The 20806-nt window shown below is 40.0% G+C and carries 27 protein-coding genes; 16 read left to right on the top strand and 11 right to left on the bottom strand.

Going from position 1 to position 20806, the window contains the following annotated elements; all coding sequences use genetic code 11:
• Positions 1-174 precede the first annotated feature (174 nt).
• From mltG to QNI29_RS14945, 5 genes are all read left to right on the top strand, one after another.
• Positions 175-1293: an endolytic transglycosylase MltG gene (mltG, locus tag QNI29_RS14965; RefSeq protein ID WP_231417290.1), complete on the top strand. Its 1119-nt coding sequence runs from the start codon at positions 175-177 to the stop codon at positions 1291-1293.
• Between the two features lie 116 nt (positions 1294-1409).
• Positions 1410-2048 carry an O-methyltransferase gene (locus QNI29_RS14960; RefSeq protein ID WP_231417289.1) on the top strand — a complete coding sequence of 213 codons (639 nt, stop codon included), beginning with the start codon at positions 1410-1412 and terminating at the stop codon, positions 2046-2048.
• Between the two features lie 110 nt (positions 2049-2158).
• On the top strand, positions 2159-2791 hold the full coding sequence (udk, locus tag QNI29_RS14955; RefSeq protein WP_231417288.1) for a uridine kinase: 633 nt from the start codon (positions 2159-2161) through the stop codon (positions 2789-2791).
• A gap of 187 nt (positions 2792-2978) precedes the next feature.
• Positions 2979-3455 carry a transcription elongation factor GreA gene (greA, locus tag QNI29_RS14950; protein WP_231417287.1) on the top strand — a complete coding sequence of 159 codons (477 nt, stop codon included), beginning with the start codon at positions 2979-2981 and terminating at the stop codon, positions 3453-3455.
• Positions 3456-3598: 143 nt separating this feature from the next.
• The gene (locus QNI29_RS14945) at positions 3599-5308 is read left to right on the top strand and encodes a peptidoglycan D,D-transpeptidase FtsI family protein (RefSeq protein WP_231417286.1); all 1710 of its coding nucleotides are present in this window, start codon (positions 3599-3601) and stop codon (positions 5306-5308) included.
• Between the two features lie 10 nt (positions 5309-5318).
• On the opposite strand, the gene QNI29_RS14940 is transcribed toward QNI29_RS14945, so the two are convergent.
• Complete coding sequence (locus tag QNI29_RS14940) at positions 5319-5612, bottom strand: hypothetical protein (RefSeq protein ID WP_231417285.1); 294 nt, start codon at positions 5610-5612, stop codon at positions 5319-5321.
• A 126-nt stretch (positions 5613-5738) separates the two neighbouring features.
• Between QNI29_RS14940 and QNI29_RS14935 the strand changes: the two genes are divergently transcribed.
• The 3 genes from QNI29_RS14935 (at position 5739) to QNI29_RS14925 (ending at position 7568) form a co-directional block, all read left to right on the top strand.
• Positions 5739-6551: a YrrS family protein gene (locus tag QNI29_RS14935; protein ID WP_231417284.1), complete on the top strand. Its 813-nt coding sequence runs from the start codon at positions 5739-5741 to the stop codon at positions 6549-6551.
• Positions 6552-6571: 20 nt separating this feature from the next.
• A complete protein-coding gene (mtnN, locus tag QNI29_RS14930) occupies positions 6572-7264 on the top strand; it encodes a 5'-methylthioadenosine/S-adenosylhomocysteine nucleosidase (protein WP_231417283.1) in 693 nt (230 codons plus the stop codon).
• A 70-nt stretch (positions 7265-7334) separates the two neighbouring features.
• A complete protein-coding gene (locus QNI29_RS14925; RefSeq protein ID WP_231417282.1) occupies positions 7335-7568 on the top strand; it encodes a YrhC family protein in 234 nt (77 codons plus the stop codon).
• Between the two features lie 53 nt (positions 7569-7621).
• On the opposite strand, the gene QNI29_RS14920 is transcribed toward QNI29_RS14925, so the two are convergent.
• The 9 genes from QNI29_RS14920 to QNI29_RS14880 form a co-directional block, all read right to left on the bottom strand.
• A complete protein-coding gene (locus QNI29_RS14920) occupies positions 7622-7780 on the bottom strand; it encodes a hypothetical protein (RefSeq protein ID WP_231417281.1) in 159 nt (52 codons plus the stop codon).
• A 68-nt stretch (positions 7781-7848) separates the two neighbouring features.
• Positions 7849-8568 (bottom strand): RNA polymerase sporulation sigma factor SigK, encoded by a 720-nt coding sequence (sigK, locus tag QNI29_RS14915; RefSeq protein WP_231417280.1) that lies wholly within the window; start codon positions 8566-8568, stop codon positions 7849-7851.
• Between the two features lie 176 nt (positions 8569-8744).
• Positions 8745-9113 carry a monovalent cation/H(+) antiporter subunit G gene (mnhG, locus tag QNI29_RS14910; protein WP_231417279.1) on the bottom strand — a complete coding sequence of 123 codons (369 nt, stop codon included), beginning with the start codon at positions 9111-9113 and terminating at the stop codon, positions 8745-8747.
• The gene (locus QNI29_RS14905) at positions 9094-9387 is read right to left on the bottom strand and encodes a Na(+)/H(+) antiporter subunit F1 (protein ID WP_370635479.1); all 294 of its coding nucleotides are present in this window, start codon (positions 9385-9387) and stop codon (positions 9094-9096) included. Before QNI29_RS14905 ends, mnhG begins: the two co-directional genes overlap by 20 nt.
• Positions 9388-9403: 16 nt before the next feature.
• On the bottom strand, positions 9404-9880 hold the full coding sequence (locus tag QNI29_RS14900; RefSeq protein ID WP_231417277.1) for a Na+/H+ antiporter subunit E: 477 nt from the start codon (positions 9878-9880) through the stop codon (positions 9404-9406).
• 6 nt (positions 9881-9886) lie between these two features.
• Positions 9887-11368, bottom strand: coding sequence for a Na+/H+ antiporter subunit D (locus QNI29_RS14895; protein WP_231417276.1), 1482 nt, complete (start codon positions 11366-11368; stop codon positions 9887-9889).
• Positions 11361-11699, bottom strand: coding sequence for a Na(+)/H(+) antiporter subunit C (locus tag QNI29_RS14890; protein WP_231417275.1), 339 nt, complete (start codon positions 11697-11699; stop codon positions 11361-11363). The genes QNI29_RS14895 and QNI29_RS14890 overlap by 8 nt, the downstream gene beginning before the upstream one ends.
• Position 11700: 1 nt before the next feature.
• Complete coding sequence (locus QNI29_RS14885) at positions 11701-14034, bottom strand: Na+/H+ antiporter subunit A (protein ID WP_231417274.1); 2334 nt, start codon at positions 14032-14034, stop codon at positions 11701-11703.
• Positions 14035-14222: 188 nt separating this feature from the next.
• Complete coding sequence (locus tag QNI29_RS14880) at positions 14223-14363, bottom strand: sporulation histidine kinase inhibitor Sda (protein ID WP_084599643.1); 141 nt, start codon at positions 14361-14363, stop codon at positions 14223-14225.
• A gap of 422 nt (positions 14364-14785) precedes the next feature.
• Between QNI29_RS14880 and QNI29_RS14875 the strand changes: the two genes are divergently transcribed.
• The 8 genes from QNI29_RS14875 to QNI29_RS14840 are packed head-to-tail and all read left to right on the top strand — an operon-like array spanning position 14786 to position 19839.
• On the top strand, positions 14786-15316 hold the full coding sequence (locus QNI29_RS14875) for a YqeG family HAD IIIA-type phosphatase (protein ID WP_231417273.1): 531 nt from the start codon (positions 14786-14788) through the stop codon (positions 15314-15316).
• Positions 15304-16404, top strand: a complete 1101-nt coding sequence (gene yqeH / locus QNI29_RS14870; RefSeq protein WP_231417272.1) for a ribosome biogenesis GTPase YqeH — start codon at positions 15304-15306, stop codon at positions 16402-16404. Before QNI29_RS14875 ends, yqeH begins: the two co-directional genes overlap by 13 nt.
• An 18-nt stretch (positions 16405-16422) precedes the next feature.
• Positions 16423-17271 carry a shikimate dehydrogenase gene (gene aroE / locus QNI29_RS14865; protein ID WP_231417271.1) on the top strand — a complete coding sequence of 283 codons (849 nt, stop codon included), beginning with the start codon at positions 16423-16425 and terminating at the stop codon, positions 17269-17271.
• On the top strand, positions 17265-17555 hold the full coding sequence (gene yhbY, locus QNI29_RS14860; RefSeq protein ID WP_231417270.1) for a ribosome assembly RNA-binding protein YhbY: 291 nt from the start codon (positions 17265-17267) through the stop codon (positions 17553-17555). Before aroE ends, yhbY begins: the two co-directional genes overlap by 7 nt.
• A gap of 14 nt (positions 17556-17569) precedes the next feature.
• The gene (locus QNI29_RS14855; RefSeq protein WP_231417269.1) at positions 17570-18139 is read left to right on the top strand and encodes a nicotinate-nucleotide adenylyltransferase; all 570 of its coding nucleotides are present in this window, start codon (positions 17570-17572) and stop codon (positions 18137-18139) included.
• The gene (gene yqeK, locus QNI29_RS14850; protein WP_231417268.1) at positions 18126-18707 is read left to right on the top strand and encodes a bis(5'-nucleosyl)-tetraphosphatase (symmetrical) YqeK; all 582 of its coding nucleotides are present in this window, start codon (positions 18126-18128) and stop codon (positions 18705-18707) included. The genes QNI29_RS14855 and yqeK overlap by 14 nt, the downstream gene beginning before the upstream one ends.
• 3 nt (positions 18708-18710) lie before the next feature.
• Positions 18711-19079 (top strand): ribosome silencing factor, encoded by a 369-nt coding sequence (gene rsfS, locus QNI29_RS14845; RefSeq protein WP_231417267.1) that lies wholly within the window; start codon positions 18711-18713, stop codon positions 19077-19079.
• A 1-nt stretch (position 19080) separates the two neighbouring features.
• Entirely contained in the window at positions 19081-19839 is a 759-nt protein-coding gene (locus QNI29_RS14840) for a class I SAM-dependent DNA methyltransferase (protein ID WP_231417266.1), read from the top strand.
• A gap of 91 nt (positions 19840-19930) precedes the next feature.
• On the opposite strand, the gene comER is transcribed toward QNI29_RS14840, so the two are convergent.
• Positions 19931-20761 (bottom strand): late competence protein ComER, encoded by an 831-nt coding sequence (gene comER / locus QNI29_RS14835; RefSeq protein WP_231417265.1) that lies wholly within the window; start codon positions 20759-20761, stop codon positions 19931-19933.
• Positions 20762-20806: the final 45 nt, after the last annotated feature.

Below are 20806 nucleotides of genomic sequence, written 5' to 3'. Positions count from 1 at the left end.
GGGTCTCTTTTTTTGTATCTTAAATGATTACCCATCTCATTTCAGGTTAAATAAACGCATTTTTCATAAACATCCTACAGCTGAACCAAAATCGAAAGATGTAAATTTTCAGCAAATGATAGAAAGACAAAGGGGAATTATAGTATAATATAGCGGATGGAAGGAGGAAATGTCATGTCTTCGTCGAATCATGATGATCCAATGAAAGATAACCAAAAAAAGCGCAGTGCGGAAGCGAAAACTGTTCGTAAAATCGTTGCCATTGTACTCGCTATTGTTATAACGGTAATAGCTGTTGTGGGTATAACTGGATACATATACATCAGCTCTGCTCTTGAACCGGTAGACCCGGATGACACGACAAAAGAAAAAGTTGATATTCCGATCGGTTCGTCCGTGTCTCAGATTGCCTCCATTCTTGAAGAAGAGAATGTCATTAAGGATAGCCGTGTGTTCCGTTTTTATGTAAAGTTTAAGAATGAATCAGGTTTCCAGGCTGGGGAGTACTCGTTTACTCAAGCCATGTCCCTTGATGAACTCGTGAAAGCTTTAAAAACAGGTAAAGTGGTAAAAGATCCATTGTTAACGGTGACCATTCCTGAAGGAAAAACGGTAGCACAAATTGCAGATATTTATTCTAGAAAGACCAGCATTGAGAAAGAAGACTTCATGGATAAAGTAAACGAGGATGCGTACGTAGAATCGTTGATTGACACCCATCCCAATTTATTATCAGAGGTTATTTTAGACCCTGAGATTAGAACACCTCTTGAGGGGTATCTGTTTGCTGCCACGTATGATTTTTATGTGGAAGAACCAACGATTGAACAAATCGTTGAAAAGATGTTATCAAAGACCGAAGAAGTGATTGCACCTTATATTCCTGCTATGAAAGAACAGGGTCTTACAGTACATGAAGCTGTTACAATGGCTTCTCTTGTAGAAAATGAAGCAAAGACTAAAGAAGACCGACAAAAGATAGCAGAAGTGTTTTACAACCGTTTAGAAGAAGGGATGCCTCTTCAAACAGACCCAACTGTGTTGTATGCCTTAGGAGAACATAAGGACCGTGTGTTATATGAAGATTTAGAAGTAGAATCTCCATACAACACGTATCATGTGAATGATTTACCGATTGGACCTATTTCTAACTTCGCTGAGAATGCAGTTGAAGCGACTGTGAATCCAAAAGAATCCAATAATCTATACTTTTTAGCCGCATCAGATGGTACAATTTACTATTCTGAGACGCTAGATGAGCACAACCGCAAGAAAAATAAATATATTAATTAAGATTTGTAGGGATGTGAGGGGAAAACCCCTCGCATTTCCTGCTTTTTTTATGCTAAAATAAGAGGGTTGTAATGAAAGCAGTAAAGAATGATTAATTCTATGTGGGGGATTAAGATATGATCGATCCGAAATTAGAGCACTATTTGATGCAAACTATTGACCAGAAAGAGGAAGACATTGTGGCAATAGAGTCTTACGCAGCTGAGCATCATGTACCGATTATGGAACCCTTAGGGATAGAATTTCTACAGCAAATGATTCGAATTAAACAACCGAAGCGGATATTAGAAATTGGTGCAGCCATTGGGTATTCAGCTATTCAAATGGCAAAAAGCGATCCGGAATGTGAAGTTGTTTCCATTGAACGTGATGAAGAACGATACAATGAAGCAATTCGCAACATAAACAAACTCGGACTAGAAAATCGAGTGCGTATTTTGTTTGGAGATGCCTTTGATTTAGCAGAGGAATTGAAAGCAAAAGGGCCTTATGATGTATTATTTATTGATGCAGCTAAGGGGCAGTACCAAAGGTTTTTTGAATTATTTACACCAGAGCTTGAATCAAATGGCATGGTGATTTCCGATAATGTTTTGTTTAAAGGGTTCGTCGCTGATGATCCGGCTGATGGTTCAAATATTGCCAAAATTGCTCGTAAAATACGCACTTATAATGAGTGGCTCATTCAACACCCTGACTACCAAACAACTATTGTGCCTGTAGGGGACGGAGTAGCGATAAGTGTAAAAAGATAAAACAAGCCAGCGCCAGAACGAACTAGAAGCTTTGCTTTACTAGTTGATATAAATGGCAGTTCTATTGCCTCATACCATAATGCGTACGAACAATCGAAAGGAGAAGCAGCATGAGTGATAAGCCCGTAGTCATAGGTGTTGCTGGAGGAACTGGATCAGGGAAAACGACTGTTACCCGTTCAATTATCCAGCAGTTCACTGACAAAACAATCTTGATGATGGAACAAGATTATTATTATAAAGATCAAAGCCATTTACCTTACGAGGAACGTCTGAAGACCAATTACGATCATCCACTCGCTTTCGATAACGATTTACTCATTGAGCATGTTCAAAAGCTCATAGAGAAAGAATCCATTGAGAAGCCAGTTTATGATTACAAAATGCATACCCGTTCAGATGAAGTGATCCCAGTGGATTCAAAAGACGTCATTATTCTTGAAGGAATTATGGTTCTTGAAGATCCTCGCCTTCGTGACCTGATGGATATTAAAGTATTTGTGGATACAGATGCGGATGTACGTATTGTTCGTCGTCTTTTGCGTGATATTAAAGAAAGAGGAAGAACAATTGATTCGGTTATAGAACAGTACATCAATGTTGTGCGACCGATGCACCTTCAATTCGTTGAACCTACGAAACGATATGCGGACATCATCATTCCAGAAGGTGGCCAAAACCATGTTGCAATTGATTTAATGGCTTCTAAAATCAAGACCATTATCCAAGAAAAGGGAAATTAGAGCATAAATAGATAAAATTGTTGAAAACGTATTAAAAATCTGCCATGATATGTGGTAGTAGTTCTAGAACACCCATTTCTTCTATAAAATAGTAACGATTCGTTTGAGCGCACAGTTCTTGTGCCGCTCATTTTTATATAAGGATTGGGGTATTTCTTTTCGTATTGTATGAAGGAGTGATTGAGGTATGTCTGAAGAAAAAAGTTATTATATGACCGAAGAAGGTTTACAAAAGTTAGAAGACGAACTAAAGTATTTGAAAACGGAAAAGCGTCAGGAAGTAGTAGAACGTATTAAGATTGCCAGAGGGTTCGGAGACCTTTCTGAGAACTCTGAGTATGACGCAGCGAAAGATGAACAAGCATTCGTTGAATCTCGTATTTCTCAAGTAGAAAATATGATCCGTAATGCAGAAATCATCGAAAGCGATTCATCAGACAGTGATGAGGTTGCACTTGGTAAGTCCGTTACTTTCCAAGAACTCCCTGATGGAGACGAGGAAACGTATACCATTGTAGGAAGTGCCGAAGCGGATCCGTTCGAAGGAAAAATCTCAAACGATTCTCCAATGGCCAAAAGTCTTTTAGGACATGTAGTTGGAGAAAAGGTAACTGTTGCTACACCTGGTGGCGAAATAAACGTTAAAATCGTTAGCGTTGAATAGGAATCAAGACAAGCTCATGGGAGGACAACCTCCTTTGAGCTTTTTTTATGGGTAACCGAAGGCATTCACACAGAAGAGTATCGTTCCTCATTCAGGTTTAGTGTTGTTTCTCAATGGAGATAATGATGCCAGAGGTGAGTGGTGTGGAAGCAAAGCGAACTAAGGTCATTGCGGTTTGTTTAATTTTTTTGTTTGGTCTTCTGTTATATAGATTAGCCACAATTCAATTAATTTCAACTGAGCGTTTTGGTAAGGAGAACGTTAACTTACTAGAGGCGAGTGTGGAACAGCGCACTCAGTCTGTATTATTACATAATGGACGGGGAAGTTTGCTTGATCGACATGGTGTACCCGTTACAAATCCAGCTACTTCCGATGTTGTCTTTTTCCCATTCTTAAAGGATATGGATGTTCCTTTAGAAGAAGTCGCGACCATCATTGATGAGCCTTCTTGGAAGATCGAGCAATGGATTCGTGTGAGTGAAGAACCTTTTTATTTGTCGGATCGTTTGGAACGTTCGTTAACAGATGAAGAGTTTAAGACGTTTCAAGAATGGAATTATCCTGGAATGGTTTCTGTAGGTCGGGCCACACCAGGTGACCCAGATATCGCCTCTCATTTCTTAGGGGTCGTTAGAGGGAAAGGGGCTTCAGGCCTCGAAGAAACGTTTGAAGAATTTTTAGCTGCTAAAGATGAGGAGAAACTCCTCTATCATGTTGATGGGAAGGGAGACCCTTTATTTGGCCTAAAGGTGAATTATTTAGGGCTGCAGGACCCCTATTACCCTGTTAGTGTAAAAACGACGCTTGATTTAGATCTCCAGAAGAAAGCTGAAGAGTTGATTGACGCTTCCGGTATGAAGGAAGGCGGTCTTGTCTTGTTAGATGTGGAATCACGAGATGTGTTGGCTTTAGTAAGTCGACCAGATATGAACCCAAAAGATCCAAATAAATATGAAAATAAAATGCTTACAAGCTACTCCCCGGGATCTGTTTTCAAAACCGTGGTCGCAGCAGCCGCTATAGAGAATCCGAATGTTAATACTCGAGAAACTTTTAATTGTGATTTGGGTATAAATGAAGGAGAAGAACCGACGCGTTCTTTAGGAGTGTTAACGTTTGAGGAAAGTTTTGCTCAGAGTTGTAATTATACATTTGCTAAAATAGCAAATGAAATGATGGCTCATGATGAGGACGTGTTAGAAAACTATGCGGCTAAGCTAGGGCTTACAGAGCAAGTTGGATGGAGAGGGGATGTATTTCGCCTGAAAGGTTTTAAACAGTTTGGGCGCGAGGACCGGAATCAAATTTGGGGGCCTGATCCGCAAAAAACAGTTCCTCTCGCGGTTTCACAAACGGCAATCGGTCAGCTTGATGTTCAGATTACTCCTCTTTCCATGGCGAACATGATGGCAACGATTGCAGCTAAAGGCGTAAAAAAAGAAGTTCGCGGGGCAACAGAGATTCTATATCGAAATGGTTCTGAATTTATAAGATTCCCAGAGCATATTGATACAGATAACCGTCTTTCTTCTTATAGTTCGTTGAAATTACAAGAGTTGCTACAAAAGGTTCCCACTTCAGAAGGGACTGCTAGTACATTACAAGGGTTAAAAATTGCCGGAAAATCGGGTACAGCGGAAGTGGAAAATGCTGATGGAGTGAAAGAAAATCAGTCTCACCACTGGTTCGCTGGCTATTTTCCTTATGATACACCCAAGTATGCGATGGTCGTCGTCACACTAAATAGTGCACAGTCTGGGCCAACATACTCTGTTTATAAGGACATGGTTTCTTATCTGTACCAACAAGAAGACATAAAAGAATTGAAAAGAAGGGACCCTGCTTTTTAGTAGGTTCCCTTCATGCATGTAACGGAGTTTGGTGGAAAGAGGTGCGATAACCCGATTTTAGTAAATCACGGATAAAAGTCTCTTTTTCCAAACTTATAATAAACTCAAAAACCACCTGTTCTTCTACGTTGTTTACTTCCATCGTAATCCCATTAAGGAAGTAGATGCACAAACGCTTTTCTTCTTTGCAGTAACCGACCTTGCTGAACCTAGATAAATTCCACGCCTTCTTGTTAAAGCTTGTCACGTTCAATTGCTCCACCACCTTTATTTTCTCTCTTCTTGTATACACTATATTATACATAAAGTGAGTTATTCCTCCATTTCAGCAAAAGTAGTAGACAATCGACAAAAAAACACAAAACCTTTTGTTGGATATATTGGTTCTACCTTCGTGTCATAGTATAATGAATCAAAGGGGGAACTAGGAATGAGTCGAACAAATCGTTATGAAAAGAAGCGAAAAAACACGAAGCTGATGACTGGCTTTAGCGTGTTAGCTGTTGTATTTGTGGTTGTTTTAATCGGTGTTATTGTATGGCCATTTGGAGGCAATGAAGCGAAAGAAGATGGAGATCCAGACACTGCAGAACAGGCTTCAGGTCAAATGGAAGAAACAGATTCTGAGGCTTCTGAAAGTGAAGAAGACACGAATGAAAATGTAGAAGATGAGAATACAGAAGAGGAGTCTGCATCTTCTGAATCAGATGAATCAATAGCTGATGAGGACAAGCAAAAAGATGTAAGCGAGTCTAATGATGAGGGTACAGAAACAGAAACTCAAGATGAAGATGAAGCAAAAGATGAAGAAGAGAAAGAGGAAATGGAATCTGAAGAGGAAACTGTAGCAAGTGATGAGTACATAGATATACCGTCTGTATCAAAGGAAGATAACGTCTTGGAAGTGTACGAAGGTAAATGGGGCGCGATTCGTACCGAACAAGAAGGAAAGCATGTGGCTACGTTTGATGATACAACTAAGGACTGGGAAGAAATGATGGACTCCATTTATCTTGGAGCTGGCGTTTCTGAGGACTCCACATTATGGAGGGTAAACAACGGTGGTAATAACCAAACGGCCGTTGCAACCATTTCAGATCAAACAGGCAAGAAAACGTACCGGGTATACACCGCATGGGTAGAAGGAAAAGGATGGAAGCCTATGAGGGTGGAAGTTTTAAAAGATAATGAATATAAAGCTCAGTATAACGAGCAAGATGACTCAGGCGAAGAAGAGTCTTAGATTAAAGGAGAGAAATCAGCATGACAATTGGTATTATTGGAGCTATGGACGAAGAAGTAGAATTATTAAAGAGTAACATGACCATCCATCAGGAAGAGACCGTTGCGAGTTGCACGTTTTATAGTGGGGAACTAGAAGGGAAAGAAGTTGTCCTTACAAAATCCAATATCGGTAAAGTAAATGCAGGGATGGCTACAACGATCTTGCATGAGCGTTATCAGCCAACACATATCATTAATACAGGTTCAGCTGGAGGTTTCGCCAAAGAACTAAAAGTAGGAGATCTTGTTATCTCTTCTGAGGTACGTCATCATGACGTCGATGTGACAGCCTTTAACTATGAATATGGACAAGTGCCTGACATGCCAGCTGCCTACCTTCCTAGCGAAGAACTCGTTCAGGTTGCAGAAAAGGCTGCAGAAGAGTTAGAAGAGCTCCATACAGTAAGAGGGTTAATAGCAACAGGTGATTCGTTTATGCAGGATGCCAGCCGTGTTGAGTTTGTGCGAGGTAAGTTCCCGCTATTACAAGCTGCGGAGATGGAAGCAGCAGCCATAGCGCAGGTGAGCCATCATTACGGAACTCCGTTTGTTATTATTCGATCTCTGTCTGACATCGCGGGTAAAGAATCGAATGTTTCTTTCGATCAATATTTAGAGACAGCAGGTAAAAACGCTGCTACTCTGATTCAAGGGATGCTTCGTCAGCTGTAATCCCAATAATTTACTAATCACCTCCCTCTTTATCCATGTTATGATGAACAACACAGGGGGAGGTTTTTACATGAATAAAGATGATTTGAAAGCAAGAATGGAAGACTATTCCCGTTTTATTGTAACGCTTTTAATTTTAAGTGTTTATTTTTATCTCGGTACAATTATTACAACGTATTTAACTGAATCGAACTATGAATTACTCATGATGGGACTTACCACGATAAGTATCAGTGCTGCCTTTGTGTATACAATGCGATGGAAGAAATGCAGTCAGAAATTACAAGATCAAGAAACCCAATAAAAACAGATTCAATGATCATTGAATCTGTTTTTTTGTATGGGCTAGCTTCATGTCTAGGCAAATCGATTATAATAGTATCCTCCACCTAGCACCAGTAATAAGATGAGCAATACGACTACTAAACCAAGCCCGTATCCTCCAAAAGGACGATAATATGGGTATGGTACTGGATAGGGGGTGTATGGGTATCCTGCATATCCGCAATACCCCATCGCTATTCACCTCTCTTATAGGTATTTGCTATACCTTATGAAGAGAGTGGTTTTTTTGTGTTATGATCTTAATGATTTTGAGAAGGGTTCTGATGTTCTTTTCTGTAAAACTCGTGAAAGATTTTCATGAGCGCTCTTTTTTCAATTCGCGATACATAGCTTCTTGAAATCCCGAGTGTTTTCGCAATCTCTCTTTGGGTCATTTCCTCTTTCAGTCCTAACCCATACCGTCCAATGATTACTTCTTTTTCTCGCTTATCTAAGATCTGTAAGTATTCCCTGATTTTCTCCACTTCCATATTTAATTGGATCAATTCTACCACATCTGCATTTTCTGCTTTTAAGATATCGATCAGGCTAATCTCATTTCCCTCTTTATCCTGCCCAATCGGATCTTGCAACGAAACATCCTTCTTGGTTTTCTTTAACGCTCTTAAATGCATTAATATTTCGTTTTCAATACAGCGAGCAGCATAGGTGGCAAGTTTCGTCCCTTTTCCTGGAGAGAAACTCTCAATTCCTTTAATTAATCCTATGGTTCCAATAGAGATCAGGTCTTCATTATCCTCTCCGGTGTTCTCAAACTTCTTCACAATGTGAGCAACGAGTCTTAAGTTATGCTCAATCAATCGGTTTCTTGCCTCTTCATCTCCTTCATGCATTTTTTGTAGACATTTGGCTTCTTCGTCTGGTGGAAGGGGTTGCGGGAAGGCATGATTTTTGACATAGGATACAAAGAAAAGGGTGTCTTTGATAAAGAGGGCAAGGGCAGACAGTAAACTAGACAAGCGCATACACCTCCACGTTAACATTTAGGCATTGGCCTATATAGTCACCTTATGCAGTCACGTGGAGAATAGTGTCTGTCCCTTAACAATTGCATACGCTCTTCCACTATAATAACTAGTTCAGGTTCATATTCAATAAAAAACCGTTCAGCTAACTTAGCTGAACGGTTTTTTCGTTATTGGTCGTCTGAATCTACGACTTTTTTGTAGTCATCTTTAATGCTGTGATCCCATAACTGAACGCCGCTACGGTAAGCAGCTCTTGAGATCATGTGACCAGACACAGGAGCTGTTAACAGGACGAATATAATACCTAATATCAATTTCCCGCTAATCATTCCATGTTCAATGTAAAGGAATAAGAAAGCTCCGATCATAATGCCGGCTACTCCAAGAGTAGCTCCTTTTGTGGCAGCGTGAAGCCTTGTGTATACGTCAGGGAACCTAATGATTCCGATAGAGCAGGAAATGATGAAGAAGGTACCTGCTAGCAAAAATACCATAATAACGAGGTCCCAAACGATTTCAATCCATGTCCCGCTCAATGATAACACCCTTTTCCAGGAATTTTGCGATGGCTACAGTACCGATAAACAACAAAATTCCTATTAGTAAAATAACATCGTTTAATTGTGTTGTAACAAGATAGATGGCAATTAATCCGGCCAGGGCCATAAGGTTAATACCGATTGTATCTAGTGCTACTGCACGGTCTGGGTTTGTTGGGCCTACAACAGCTCTGTATAACAAAAGGATAATGGATATGGATGTAACCACAATACAGAATTCGGTTACAATCTCAAGCATCTCTTTTGTCATTTCAACAGTTAGCATCTTATCTTGTCACCTCCTTAATCGCTCGCTCAAATGATTCTTTAATGGAATTAATCTCTGATTCTACGTCTTCAATGTTCATAGCATGAACGTAAATATAAGAATGATCATTGGAAATAGCAATAGAGAGTGTACCCGGCGTTAATGTGATGAGATTTGCTAACAACGTAATTTCCCAGTTGCTCTTAAGATCAACGGGTACGGCAAAGATACCAGGTTCCATATTTAAATTTGGTTTATATACCCATTTCAAAATGGTCACATTTGACAAGATGAGTTCTTTAATAAACAACAAAATCAGCGATATAATTTTGAAAAATCGCTTCATGTAGAATTCATCTGGAATAAAGCGCTGAAGCATAAACAACAACACAATCCCAAATAAGTATCCAGTGAAGAAGCTGCTAAATGTGTACGATTCCTGAAGAAACGTCCACATAATTGCAATAATAATATTTAAAACAATTTGAAAAGGCATGTGGGTTTACTCCTTTAACACGGACTCAATGTACTGAGAAGGATCCAGTAAGGATTGTGCGATCTCCTCAATAATTGGATAAACGGTTTCAGCTCCGACTCCTAAATAAATCGAGAAGAAGACAAGAAAAGCAATAGGCCATGTAAAGCCTCGAGCAACTTTTTTATCAGGTGTAAATGTTTCGTCTTTCTCTCCCCAGAAGCCTTGAATGAAGATGCGAATCATAGAGAAAAGGATAAGTAGACTGGTTAACAGTCCAATAATGACGACTACATATTGATCCTTTTCTAAACCGCCTTGCATTAAAAGAATCTTTCCAATAAATCCGCTAAACGGTGGAATTCCTGCCAGCGTAATACTGGCGATAAAGAAGAGCCAGCCAATAACAGGGTACTGGTGAATGAGTCCATTCATCTTTCTTAAATCACTTGTTCCAGCCAGGGTAGCAATTGCCCCGACAAGAAGGAACAGAGCTCCCTTTACAATCATGTCGTGAATTAAATAGTAAACGGTTCCGGCTATAGATGTTTCAGTAAATAACGCAATACCCATTAACATAAACCCGACAGCAGGAATGATGTTGTAAGCTACGATAAGCTTAATGTTATGAGTGGACAGTGCCCCAATTACGCCAAAGAGCATCGTCAATGCCGCTAACCATAAAAAGAATTGGTGAGTAATATCAACCTCGTGATGGAAGATGATCGTAAATGTACGAAGGATCGAATAAATTCCCACCTTGGTTAATAACGCCCCAAATAGGGCTGATACAACAGGGTTTGGCACGATATATGATTTAGGCAGCCAGTAATAAAGAGGGAAGACAGCTGCCTTGGTTGCAAATACAAAGAACAGTAGAATTCCGATTGTTGTTAAAATCCCTTTTTGTTCTGCTTCTTGAACGCGTTCTGCGACTTGGGCCATATTCACGGTACCCACTACAGAATATAAGAATGATATGACGGTTACGAAAAGCATAGAAGAGAATAGGTTTAATAGTACATATTTCAATGATTCTCTTAATTGAACTTTCTCCCCGCCTAGAACAATCAGACCGTAAGAAGCCATCAGAAGAACTTCAAAGAAAACAAATAGGTTGAATAGGTCACCTGTTAGAAAGGCTCCAGAGACCCCGGTTATGAGTAAGAAGAAGAACGTGTAAAAATAAAACGATTCTTTCTTGTCACTCAGAGATTTCGATGCAAAGAATACGCACGCAACTGCAATGATATTGGTGGTAATGACAAGCAGGATTGCTAGCATGTCTGCAACAAATACAATGCCATAAGGTGCTTTCCATCCACCCAATTCAAGTACGATGGACCCATTCTGGTAGACATCCCATCCGATATAAAGAACGACTACAAGGTTTATGAGTGCCACGATTCTTGAGAATAACCGAACAGTAGTTAATTTCGTATTGAAAAAGGCGACGATAATACCGGCTAATAGTGGTAGTAGGATTGGTAAAACAGCTAAATTACTCATTTTCGTTACCCCTTAACTCGTCCATATTATCAGTTTCATTCGTTTGGGCTGCTCGATAGGCCAGAACGAGCAAAAAGCTTGTCACACCAAAACTAATAACAATAGACGTTAAGATTAATGCCTGTGGTAAAGGATCGACATAGTTCTCGACCCCTTCCACAATAATAGGAGGTTTTCCTCGCTTTAACTTCCCCATTGTTAGAATGAAAAGGTGAGCTCCGTGAGAGATAAGAGCTGTACCAATAACAATGCGAAGCAACTGCTTTTGCAGTAAGTTGTAAATTCCTGTTGCGAACAGAATACCCGCTAACAGGGACGTAATAATTTCCATCTTATTCTTTCGCCCCTTTCTTACGGCGAAGCTTAATCATATTGAAGATTGCAAGTGCTGCAATGCCTAATACGGTAATTTCAAATAATGTATCAAGTCCACGCATGTCGACAAGGATTACGTTAACAACGTTATGACCGCCTCCGAGTTTTACAGACGTTTCAAGGAAATAATCTGAAATTGGCTCGAACCATTTGCTGTTATAGGAGGAGATCCCCACTATAGTCATCATAGCACCAAAGGAAATGGCAATGACCGCATTAATAATGATAGAGCCGGCGGATTCATGACGTTTTCTTAGTTCTGGCAAATGCATAAAGACTAATAAGAATAAAGCGACCGTAACCGTTTCAATAATGAGCTGGGTTAATGCTAAGTCAGGTGCTCGATATAGGACAAATAGAATGGATAATCCATATCCGACAACCCCAAGAATCAGAATAGCTGCAATACGATTATTGGTAAATATGGTGGCTAATGCTGCTAGCACCATCATAATGACGACAAGCATTTCAGGGAAAGTCACATCTGCCAGATTGGTTGCCTCTAATGCTAGTCCATTAGTCATAAGCATTGTACCAACCGTTCCAAGAAGGATGGCTGCTAGTAAGAGACGTACATAACGTCTTAAAGACCCATTCATATATCCATTTGTAATCGTGCTTGAATATTTCTCCGTTCGATCAACCAACCAATCGTAAGCTTTATTCAGACTTAAGATCCCTGGGACTGCTTTATAGACGCCAGCCCAATAAGGTCGGAAGCTAACCAAGAGCGCCCCTAATGCGACTACGATCAAGGACATATGGAGTGCAGGTGAGTCAAAGCCATGCCAGAACTTGATCTGTTTCTCCATCGGCTCTCCCTTTACTGCCTCGGCTACGTGGTCGATTAATGCGCTGTTGAATAACTCAGGAATTAATCCAATTGTAATGACCAAGAGCACTAGGATAATAGGGGAGATGAGCATCCCGATTGGTGCCTCGTGTGGCTTCTGAGGCAAGTCTTTTTCTTTGTATTCTCCCCGGAAAGTGCCGAAGAAAAGGTACATGGAATAGACAAAGGTAAAGATGCTACCAAAAACAGCCAGGTATGGAATGAGCGTAGCCAATGTATGCGCAAGCCCTTCTGCTTCTAAATGAAGTGCGGCATCAAAGAAGAGTTCTTTACTATAAAATCCGTTTAAGAACGGTAAAGGTACCCCTGCCATAGAAAAGGTTCCAAAAACAGCCAGTGTAGCTGTGATTGGCATAAGGGTCATGAGTCCGCCCAATTTGCGGATATCACGCGTCCCTGTTTCGTGGTCAATAATTCCGGCGACCATGAACAAGCTACCTTTAAATGTAGCGTGGTTTAAAATGTGGAAGACAGCAGCAAAGACGGCTACTTTTGTTCCAAATCCAAGCATGGCCATAATCATACCAAGTTGACTAATTGTAGAGAACGCCAAGATCCCTTTCAGGTCTGTTTGACGAACTGCCATATAGGAGCCCCAGCATAATGTCACAATTCCTACTGTGCTAACGATAATAAAGAACCATTCATTCATCGAGAAGATAGGTAAAAAGCGAGCAATTAAAAAGATACCGGCTTTAACCATCGTGGCTGAGTGAAGGTATGCACTAACAGGAGTAGGAGCTTCCATTGCGTCAGGTAGCCAGATATGGAATGGGAACTGTGCGGATTTTGTAAAAGCACCCAAGAAAACGAATCCTAAGATCCACCCGAATTGAGGGCTATTCACAATTGTTTCTTTCTGATCCATCATAGCTTGAATACTCGTGGTATCCGTGACAATGGTTAACAGTAATAGTCCACCCAGTAAACTAAGGCCTCCAAATACGGTAATCAACATTGATTTTAACGCCCCGTACCTTGAGCCCTTCCTGTGATTCCAGTATCCGATTAGAAGAAAGGAAGAAAGGGAAGTAAGTTCCCAAAACGTATAAAGTGCAAATACGTTATCAGAGAATACGACACCGAACATGGCTGCCATAAACATGAGTAAGTACACGTAAAAATGACCTAGTTGCTCACTTTTATGTAAATAGTAGATAGAGTACAGTACAACAAGTGAACCAATACCACTAATGAGCAAACCAAATAGTAAACTAAGGCCGTCTAAATACAAGTCAAAATTGATTTGTAGTGACGGGATCCAAGCGTACGATCGCTCAAAAGGGGAAAATTGTGTACCTACCTGAGTGATAAGGTAAACAAATATACTAAAGGGAATAGGTAGCACAAACCACCCTGTATGAATGGAGTTTTTCCATTTACTCAGGAATGGGATAAACAGTGCTAAAATCAGTGGTAAAAAAATAGCGGTTAACATTCAGTCTAAGTCCTCCCTCGATATGAATAAAAGAATGTACCCTTTTAACATACGGTTTTCAAGATGCTAATATCCACTCCATTGTAATAAAAAAAAGAGGTAAGAAGCAACTTTATACTATTTAAAAAGACTGTGACGATTTTGTGAATATAAAAAAAGCCCATTGCACGTAGCAATAGGCGGCTTGTTTAGCTTGTTCGCTTAATATTCTGAATGATTGATCGACGTTGTAATTCCTCTTCAATGAGCTTAATAAATTCTGCGCTGAGGTTAAGTTCTGTGGCTTTATAGTATGACTCTATGAGTAATTCATCTGATAAATGTTCCATAGCGATCACCAACAAAGTGTTGGCTGACACCTCCCGCGAATAATTTTACTTGCCTATGTAGATTCGTACTTATATGTGATAAGATTATGTTTTGTTTTAGTGTGAACTAAATGTATCATGAATCATATTGCCCCACAACACCATGCATATCCACACCCACCTGTATATAAGTTGTGGGTAAACTGGTAAATTTGTACACAAATAGGATGGGAACGTTGTGTGTTTTGTGTATAGAGTTATCCACAATCGAAATGTTGTAGGAATTTGTCGAACGGTTTTTCTTCTTCTTAAGCAAAAAAGGCATAAAATATGCTTTTCTTTTAATAAAAGTAAACTTTCTTTTGAAAGGGAATGATAAATTTTATATCATGGATAGGTGGTCCAAATGTACGGTAAATAGCAAAAGAAGAGGTGATTAAGAGGTGTTAAAAAAGTTTCTGCCAGATGAACACGTTCAATCTGTATTTGAAATCAAACCTTCAGAGCTAAAGGAACGTGGAATCAAAGGCATTATTACAGACTTGGATAATACGCTGGTTGCTTGGGATCAAGCTGATGCAACCCCAGAAATTATCCAGTGGTTTAAATTAATGAAAGAAAACGATATTCAAGTAACTGTTGTATCCAATAATAATGAAAGTCGTGTAACGTTTTTCTCTGAACCCTTAAATATTCCATTCATTCATAGTGCAAGGAAACCGTTAGGGAAAGCGTTCCGTAAAGCAAAAAGAGAAATGAATTTAAATAAAGAAGAGATTGTGGTCGTAGGGGATCAGCTTTTAACAGATGTGTTAGGCGGTAATCGGGCTGATTTCCACACAGTACTCGTTGTACCTATTGTTCAGACAGATGGATTATGGACAAAGGTGAATCGTAAGATCGAACGACAAATTTTAGGTTGGATGAGAAGTCGTGGAATGCTCAATTGGGAGGATAAAGAATGGAAAAAGTAATTTGTTATGGATGTGGAGCTGAAATTCAAACGGAAGATCCTAAAGCTCCTGGATATGCTCCTCCTTCTGCTCTAGAGCGAGAAGAGGTTATTTGTAAGCGATGCTTTCGTCTGAAACATTATAATGAAGTACAAGACGTAGATTTAACGGATGACGACTTCCTGCGTATGTTAAATCAAATTCGTGATACCGATGGAATGATTGTGAAAGTAATGGATATCTTTGATTTTAACGGAAGTTTCATTCAAGGATTGCCTCGCTTTACTGGAAATAAGCCGATTATATTGGTTGGCAATAAAGTTGACTTACTTCCTAAATCAGTCAATCACAACAAGGTAAAGCAATGGATGAGACGGCTTGCAAAAGAGCAAGGCCTGAAAGTGAACGATGTCTTCCTTGTTTCTGCAAAGACTGGTGAAGGAATGCAAGAAGCATCTGAAGCTATTGAAGAGCATCGTAAGAAGAAAGACGTTTATGTTGTCGGGTGTACGAACGTTGGGAAGTCTACGTTCATTAATCACTTAATACAAGATTCTACAGGGGAAAAAGAAGCCATTACGACGTCTTACTTCCCAGGCACAACGCTTGGCTTTATTGATATACCATTGGATGAGAGATCATCTCTATTTGATACTCCAGGTGTTATTAACCGACATCAGATGGCTCATTATGTCTCAGATAAAGATCTGAAAGTCATTACACCTCAAAAGGAAATTAAGCCGCGTGTTTATCAATTAAATGAAGACCAGACCTTATACTTTGGAGGGCTAGCGCGCCTCGATTTTAACAAAGGGGATAAGCACTCTTTCGTATGCTACTTCTCTAATCAACTGAATATTCACCGTACGAAGCTCGAAAAAGCGGATGAATTATATGAGAATCATTTAGGAGAACTCCTTTCTCCTCCGGACCAGGAAACAAAGTCTCAATTGCCTCCTTTAAAGGCTCACAGTTTTCAAGTAGTAGAAGATAAGACGGACATTGTATTCTCAGGTCTTGGCTGGATTACTGTGCCACATGGTGGCGTGACAGTAACGGCGCATTTACCAGAAGGGGTTCGTGTTTCTCTTCGATCCTCATTAATTTAATAGGTGGAGGGTTTATCTATGGGGTATTTATTTGGCCTCGTCGGCTATCCCGCTAAGCATTCTAAATCTCCTTGGATCCATGAACACTTTCTTCATCAGCATAGTCAACAAGGAGCTTACCGAATTTTCGAGACAAGCCCGGAATTATTAAGGGACCAGCTTCATGCTTTAAAATTGGTAGAAGTAGATGGGTTTAATGTAACTGTTCCTTATAAAGAAGAGATTATCCCTTATCTGGACGAAGTGGATGAATACGCGTCATCTGTTGGGGCAGTTAATACGGTTCATGTCAAAGACGGAAAGTGGATTGGTTACAATACCGATGGAAGAGGGTACGTTCGCTCTCTTCTTGAACAATACCCTGATACTAAATTAAACGAGACGCGTGTTTTGCTCCTTGGAGCAGGCGGGGCTGCCAGAGGAATCTACAGAGCATTAAGTGAGGTTGGTTGTCCTGTCATTGATATTGCGAATCGAACAGCATCACGTGGAGAAGCATTACTCAGCCTTCGCTGTGAAGGAACGCATTCTTCAGTTCTCTCGCTTGCTGAAGCTGAAAATGAGCTCTCAACATATGACCTCATCGTTCAGACAACTTCGGTGGGAATGAGTCCCAACGAGGATAACCAAATTATTTCTTTAAGAAATGTAAGAGATCGTGCTATTGTTAGTGATATTGTATACAAGCCATTTGAGACTTCCTTATTAATAGAAGCCTCAAGTAAAGGCGCTCGTGTTTTACACGGTCATGGTATGCTCATTTATCAGGCAGCATTAGCTTTTGAACAATGGACAGGAATGTCTGTTGAGGCAGACCATATTTTAACTAAATTTGAACAGCAACTGAAAGGTGATACAACATGTTAACTGGAAAACAAAAACGATTTTTACGCTCAAAGGCACACCATCTCAATCCCATATTCCAAGTTGGGAAAACGGGTGTAAATGAAAATATGATTGATCAAATCTCTGACGTATTAGAAAAAAGAGAGTTAATCAAGATCAGCATTCTACAGAACTGCTTTGAAGATAAAGATGAAGTAGCGAAAGAAATTGGTGAAGGAACCGAAGCGGAAATCGTTCAAATTATTGGAAATACGATCGTTATTTACAGAGAATCAGACGAGAACAAACAGATTAAACTACCGTAAAAAAGGAGTTTAGCATGAAAAAAATTGGATTGTTAGGAGGGACATTTGATCCTCCTCATATGGGTCACCTTCTTATAGCAGAAGAGGTGTACCAGCAACTAGGATTGGATGAGGTGTGGTTTATTCCTTCAAATGATCCCCCTCACAAAACAGCAACCGATACATTGGTAAATGATCGTCTTGAGATGACGCAATTAGCAATAGATTCAAATCCCCATTTTAAAGTAAATACCATTGAAATCGAACGATCTGGCATCTCCTATACATTCGATACAGTGAAAACGTTAATCGATGAATTTGAGGATATTCAATTTTACTTTATAATGGGGGGAGACATGGTTGAATACTTGCCCAAATGGCATAGGATTGAAGAGCTCGTTGAGATGATTACCTTTGTAGGTGTTAAGCGGAAAGGGCATGAACTATCCTCTCCATTTCCGATACAAACGATTGACATCCCTGTATTCGAAGTGTCTTCCACTGTAATACGAGAACGCATAGGTGAGGGACGATCAGCACGCTACTTATTACCTGAACTCGTAGAATCTTATATAAAGGAGAGGGGATTGTATGGATCAGAATGAGGCATTAGCTTTACTCAAACCTCACTTGAAACAAGAACGTTATGATCATACCGTTAGAGTGATGGAAACGGCTTTGGAATTAGCAAATCGATACGGGGTTGATGAGAAGAAAGCAGAACTTGCAGCCATCTTTCATGATTATGCGAAATACAGACCTCTCGAAGAAATGAAGAAATGGATTACATCCACTTATCTACCTAAGGATTTATTGCATTATCACCATGAACTATGGCATGGTCCCGTTGGTGCTTTATTGGTGGAGAAAGAAATTGGAATTACAGATGTAGAAATCCTGGATTCTATTCATTATCATACAACAGGACGTACACACATGACTCAACTGGATAAGGTGATCTTTCTTGCTGATTACATTGAACCTGGTCGTAAGTTCCCGGGAATTGATGAAGTGAGAGAAGCGGCTCAGGTGAGTCTTGATTACGGATGTTGGATGGCAACGAAGAATACCATCGGTTTTCTGATGAGTAAGAATCAACCTATTTATCCTGACACCTTTTATGCGTACAACGCTTTAACAAAGGCGAAGAATAACAAACACGAAGGGAAGTAAAAAATGGAAAGTAAGGAACTAATGAAGATTGCCGCACAGGCATGTGAAGATAAACGAGCAGAAGATATTATCGCTATGGATATGCAGAATGTTTCTTTAATTGCAGATTATTTTATTATTTGTCATGGTACAAACGAACGTCAGGTTCAAGCCATTGCAAGAGGGATTAAAGAAGCTGCGGAAGAGCAGGGAATGATTGTTAAACGTATGGAAGGCTTCGAGGAGTCTCGTTGGATTCTAGTCGATTTAGACGATGTAGTTTGTCACATCTTCCATAAAGATGAACGTAACTATTACAACTTAGAACGTTTATGGGGAGATGCGCCTTCATACAGCATGCAGGAAATTACTCCAGGCCAAGACCAGGTGTAATATGAGTTATGGCCGTTTTGCGGAAATTTACGACACCTTAATGGAAGAGGTCCCTTATCAAGACTGGGTACGGTTTACCCAGTCTGCCCTTAAAGTGACAGGTGCGCAAGTAGAAAGTGTCTTAGATCTTGGGGCAGGAACAGGCGAGATCTCTATTCGCTTAGCTCAAAAAGGGTATAACGTGACAGGTGTTGATCTGTCAGAAGACATGCTAACTATTGCGAATCGTAAATCGACAGAACAAAAAGCTTCTGTAGAGTGGTTGAAGCAAGATATATCCTCTTTAGATATGCCTGTCCAATACGACATGGCCATTAGCTATTGTGATGTGATCAATTACATGACAAATGAAGAAGACGTTCAAAACACATTCAAGAATGCCTATGAGGTGATAAAACCAGGTGGCTTGTTTTTGTTTGATGTTCATTCAATAGGGTATATTGATGGGTATCTCAGTGGCCAGACCTTTGGGACTGTTACGGATGAGATCAGTTACATTTGGTTCTGTGATGAAGAGGAAGAAGATCACTCTGTGACCCATGATTTAACTTTCTTTGTGCAAAAAGGCGATTTATATGAGCGATTCGATGAATATCATAGTCAACGAACATTCCCAGTTGCCACCTACGTAACATGGCTCCAGGATTGTGGCTTTAATGTATTAGGAATTCATAGCGATTTCAAAGAAGAAGCAGGCTATGATGAAGAAGAAAACGATCGAATCTTTTTTATCTGTCAAAAATCAACCGGACAAGAGTAAAGACTCTTCTCCGGTTTTTGTATTTTTTAGAGGGATTTTGTTTAATGATGGAGAATGATTACTATAAGAGTCCCATTCTACCAAAGAGGGATTAGTCCGCCTCTTTGTTTTTTTGTTCTTCCAACTCCCATTTATCTTGTTTGTACTTTCGGTGGGTCCTTTGAAATAAATGGTGAAACATTTTACCTGTCTCTGTTTCAAGCACTTCTATTCCTTCTCCAGTAACACCGCCTTTTACACAAACTTTCTCCTGTAATGTAGGTAATGAATAATGTCCTTCCTCGAGTAATTTTCCAAATCCAATGAGCATTTCAGTAACCATGGTTGTAGCTTCTTCTTCAGAAATTTTGGTTTCTTCACATGCGGCATCTATAAATCGTTGCAGTAAATAGCTGAAAAATGCCGGACCGCATGAAACGATATCTGATGAGACGCGCGTAACATTCTCGTGAATTTGTACGGGCCGTGAGTACCTTCTGCAACACTGCTCCACATAAGCCTTCATTAAAGGGGATACTCGTTCTCCAAACGTTAACAAGGTAACCCCTGATTGAGCTCTGTTTGTAATACTCGGAACCCACCGCACTACCTGACAAGGAACTTCGTTTTCAAGGTCTTCCACACTGTATGGACTTGTAATGGAAACTAAGCACTGCTGCTTAGTTAAATATGGCTGTATTTTCTGGAGAAGGGGGTAAATATCCAATGGTTTGACGCAAATAAAAAGCATGTCGACTTGATTTGCGAGTTCAGCCGCTTCTTCGCAAATGGTGATACCTGGATAGCTCGCTTGTAACGTCTTTGCCTTTGAAAGGGTTCGATTTGTTACATAAAGCTGCTCTTGATCAATCATTCCTGAATCGATCCAGGCCTCTGCTAAAATTCTTCCCATGTTCCCCGTGCCAATAATGCCCCACTTCATGTTAGGTCCCCTCCTTTACATGTTAATCTTTTCTTAATAACACTG

The sequence above is a fragment of the Pontibacillus chungwhensis genome, assembly GCF_030166655.1.
Classification (GTDB): Bacteria; Bacillota; Bacilli; order Bacillales; family BH030062; genus Pontibacillus.
Note: the sequence above shows the minus strand (reverse complement) of the source record. Positions and strands in the feature narration are given on the sequence as shown.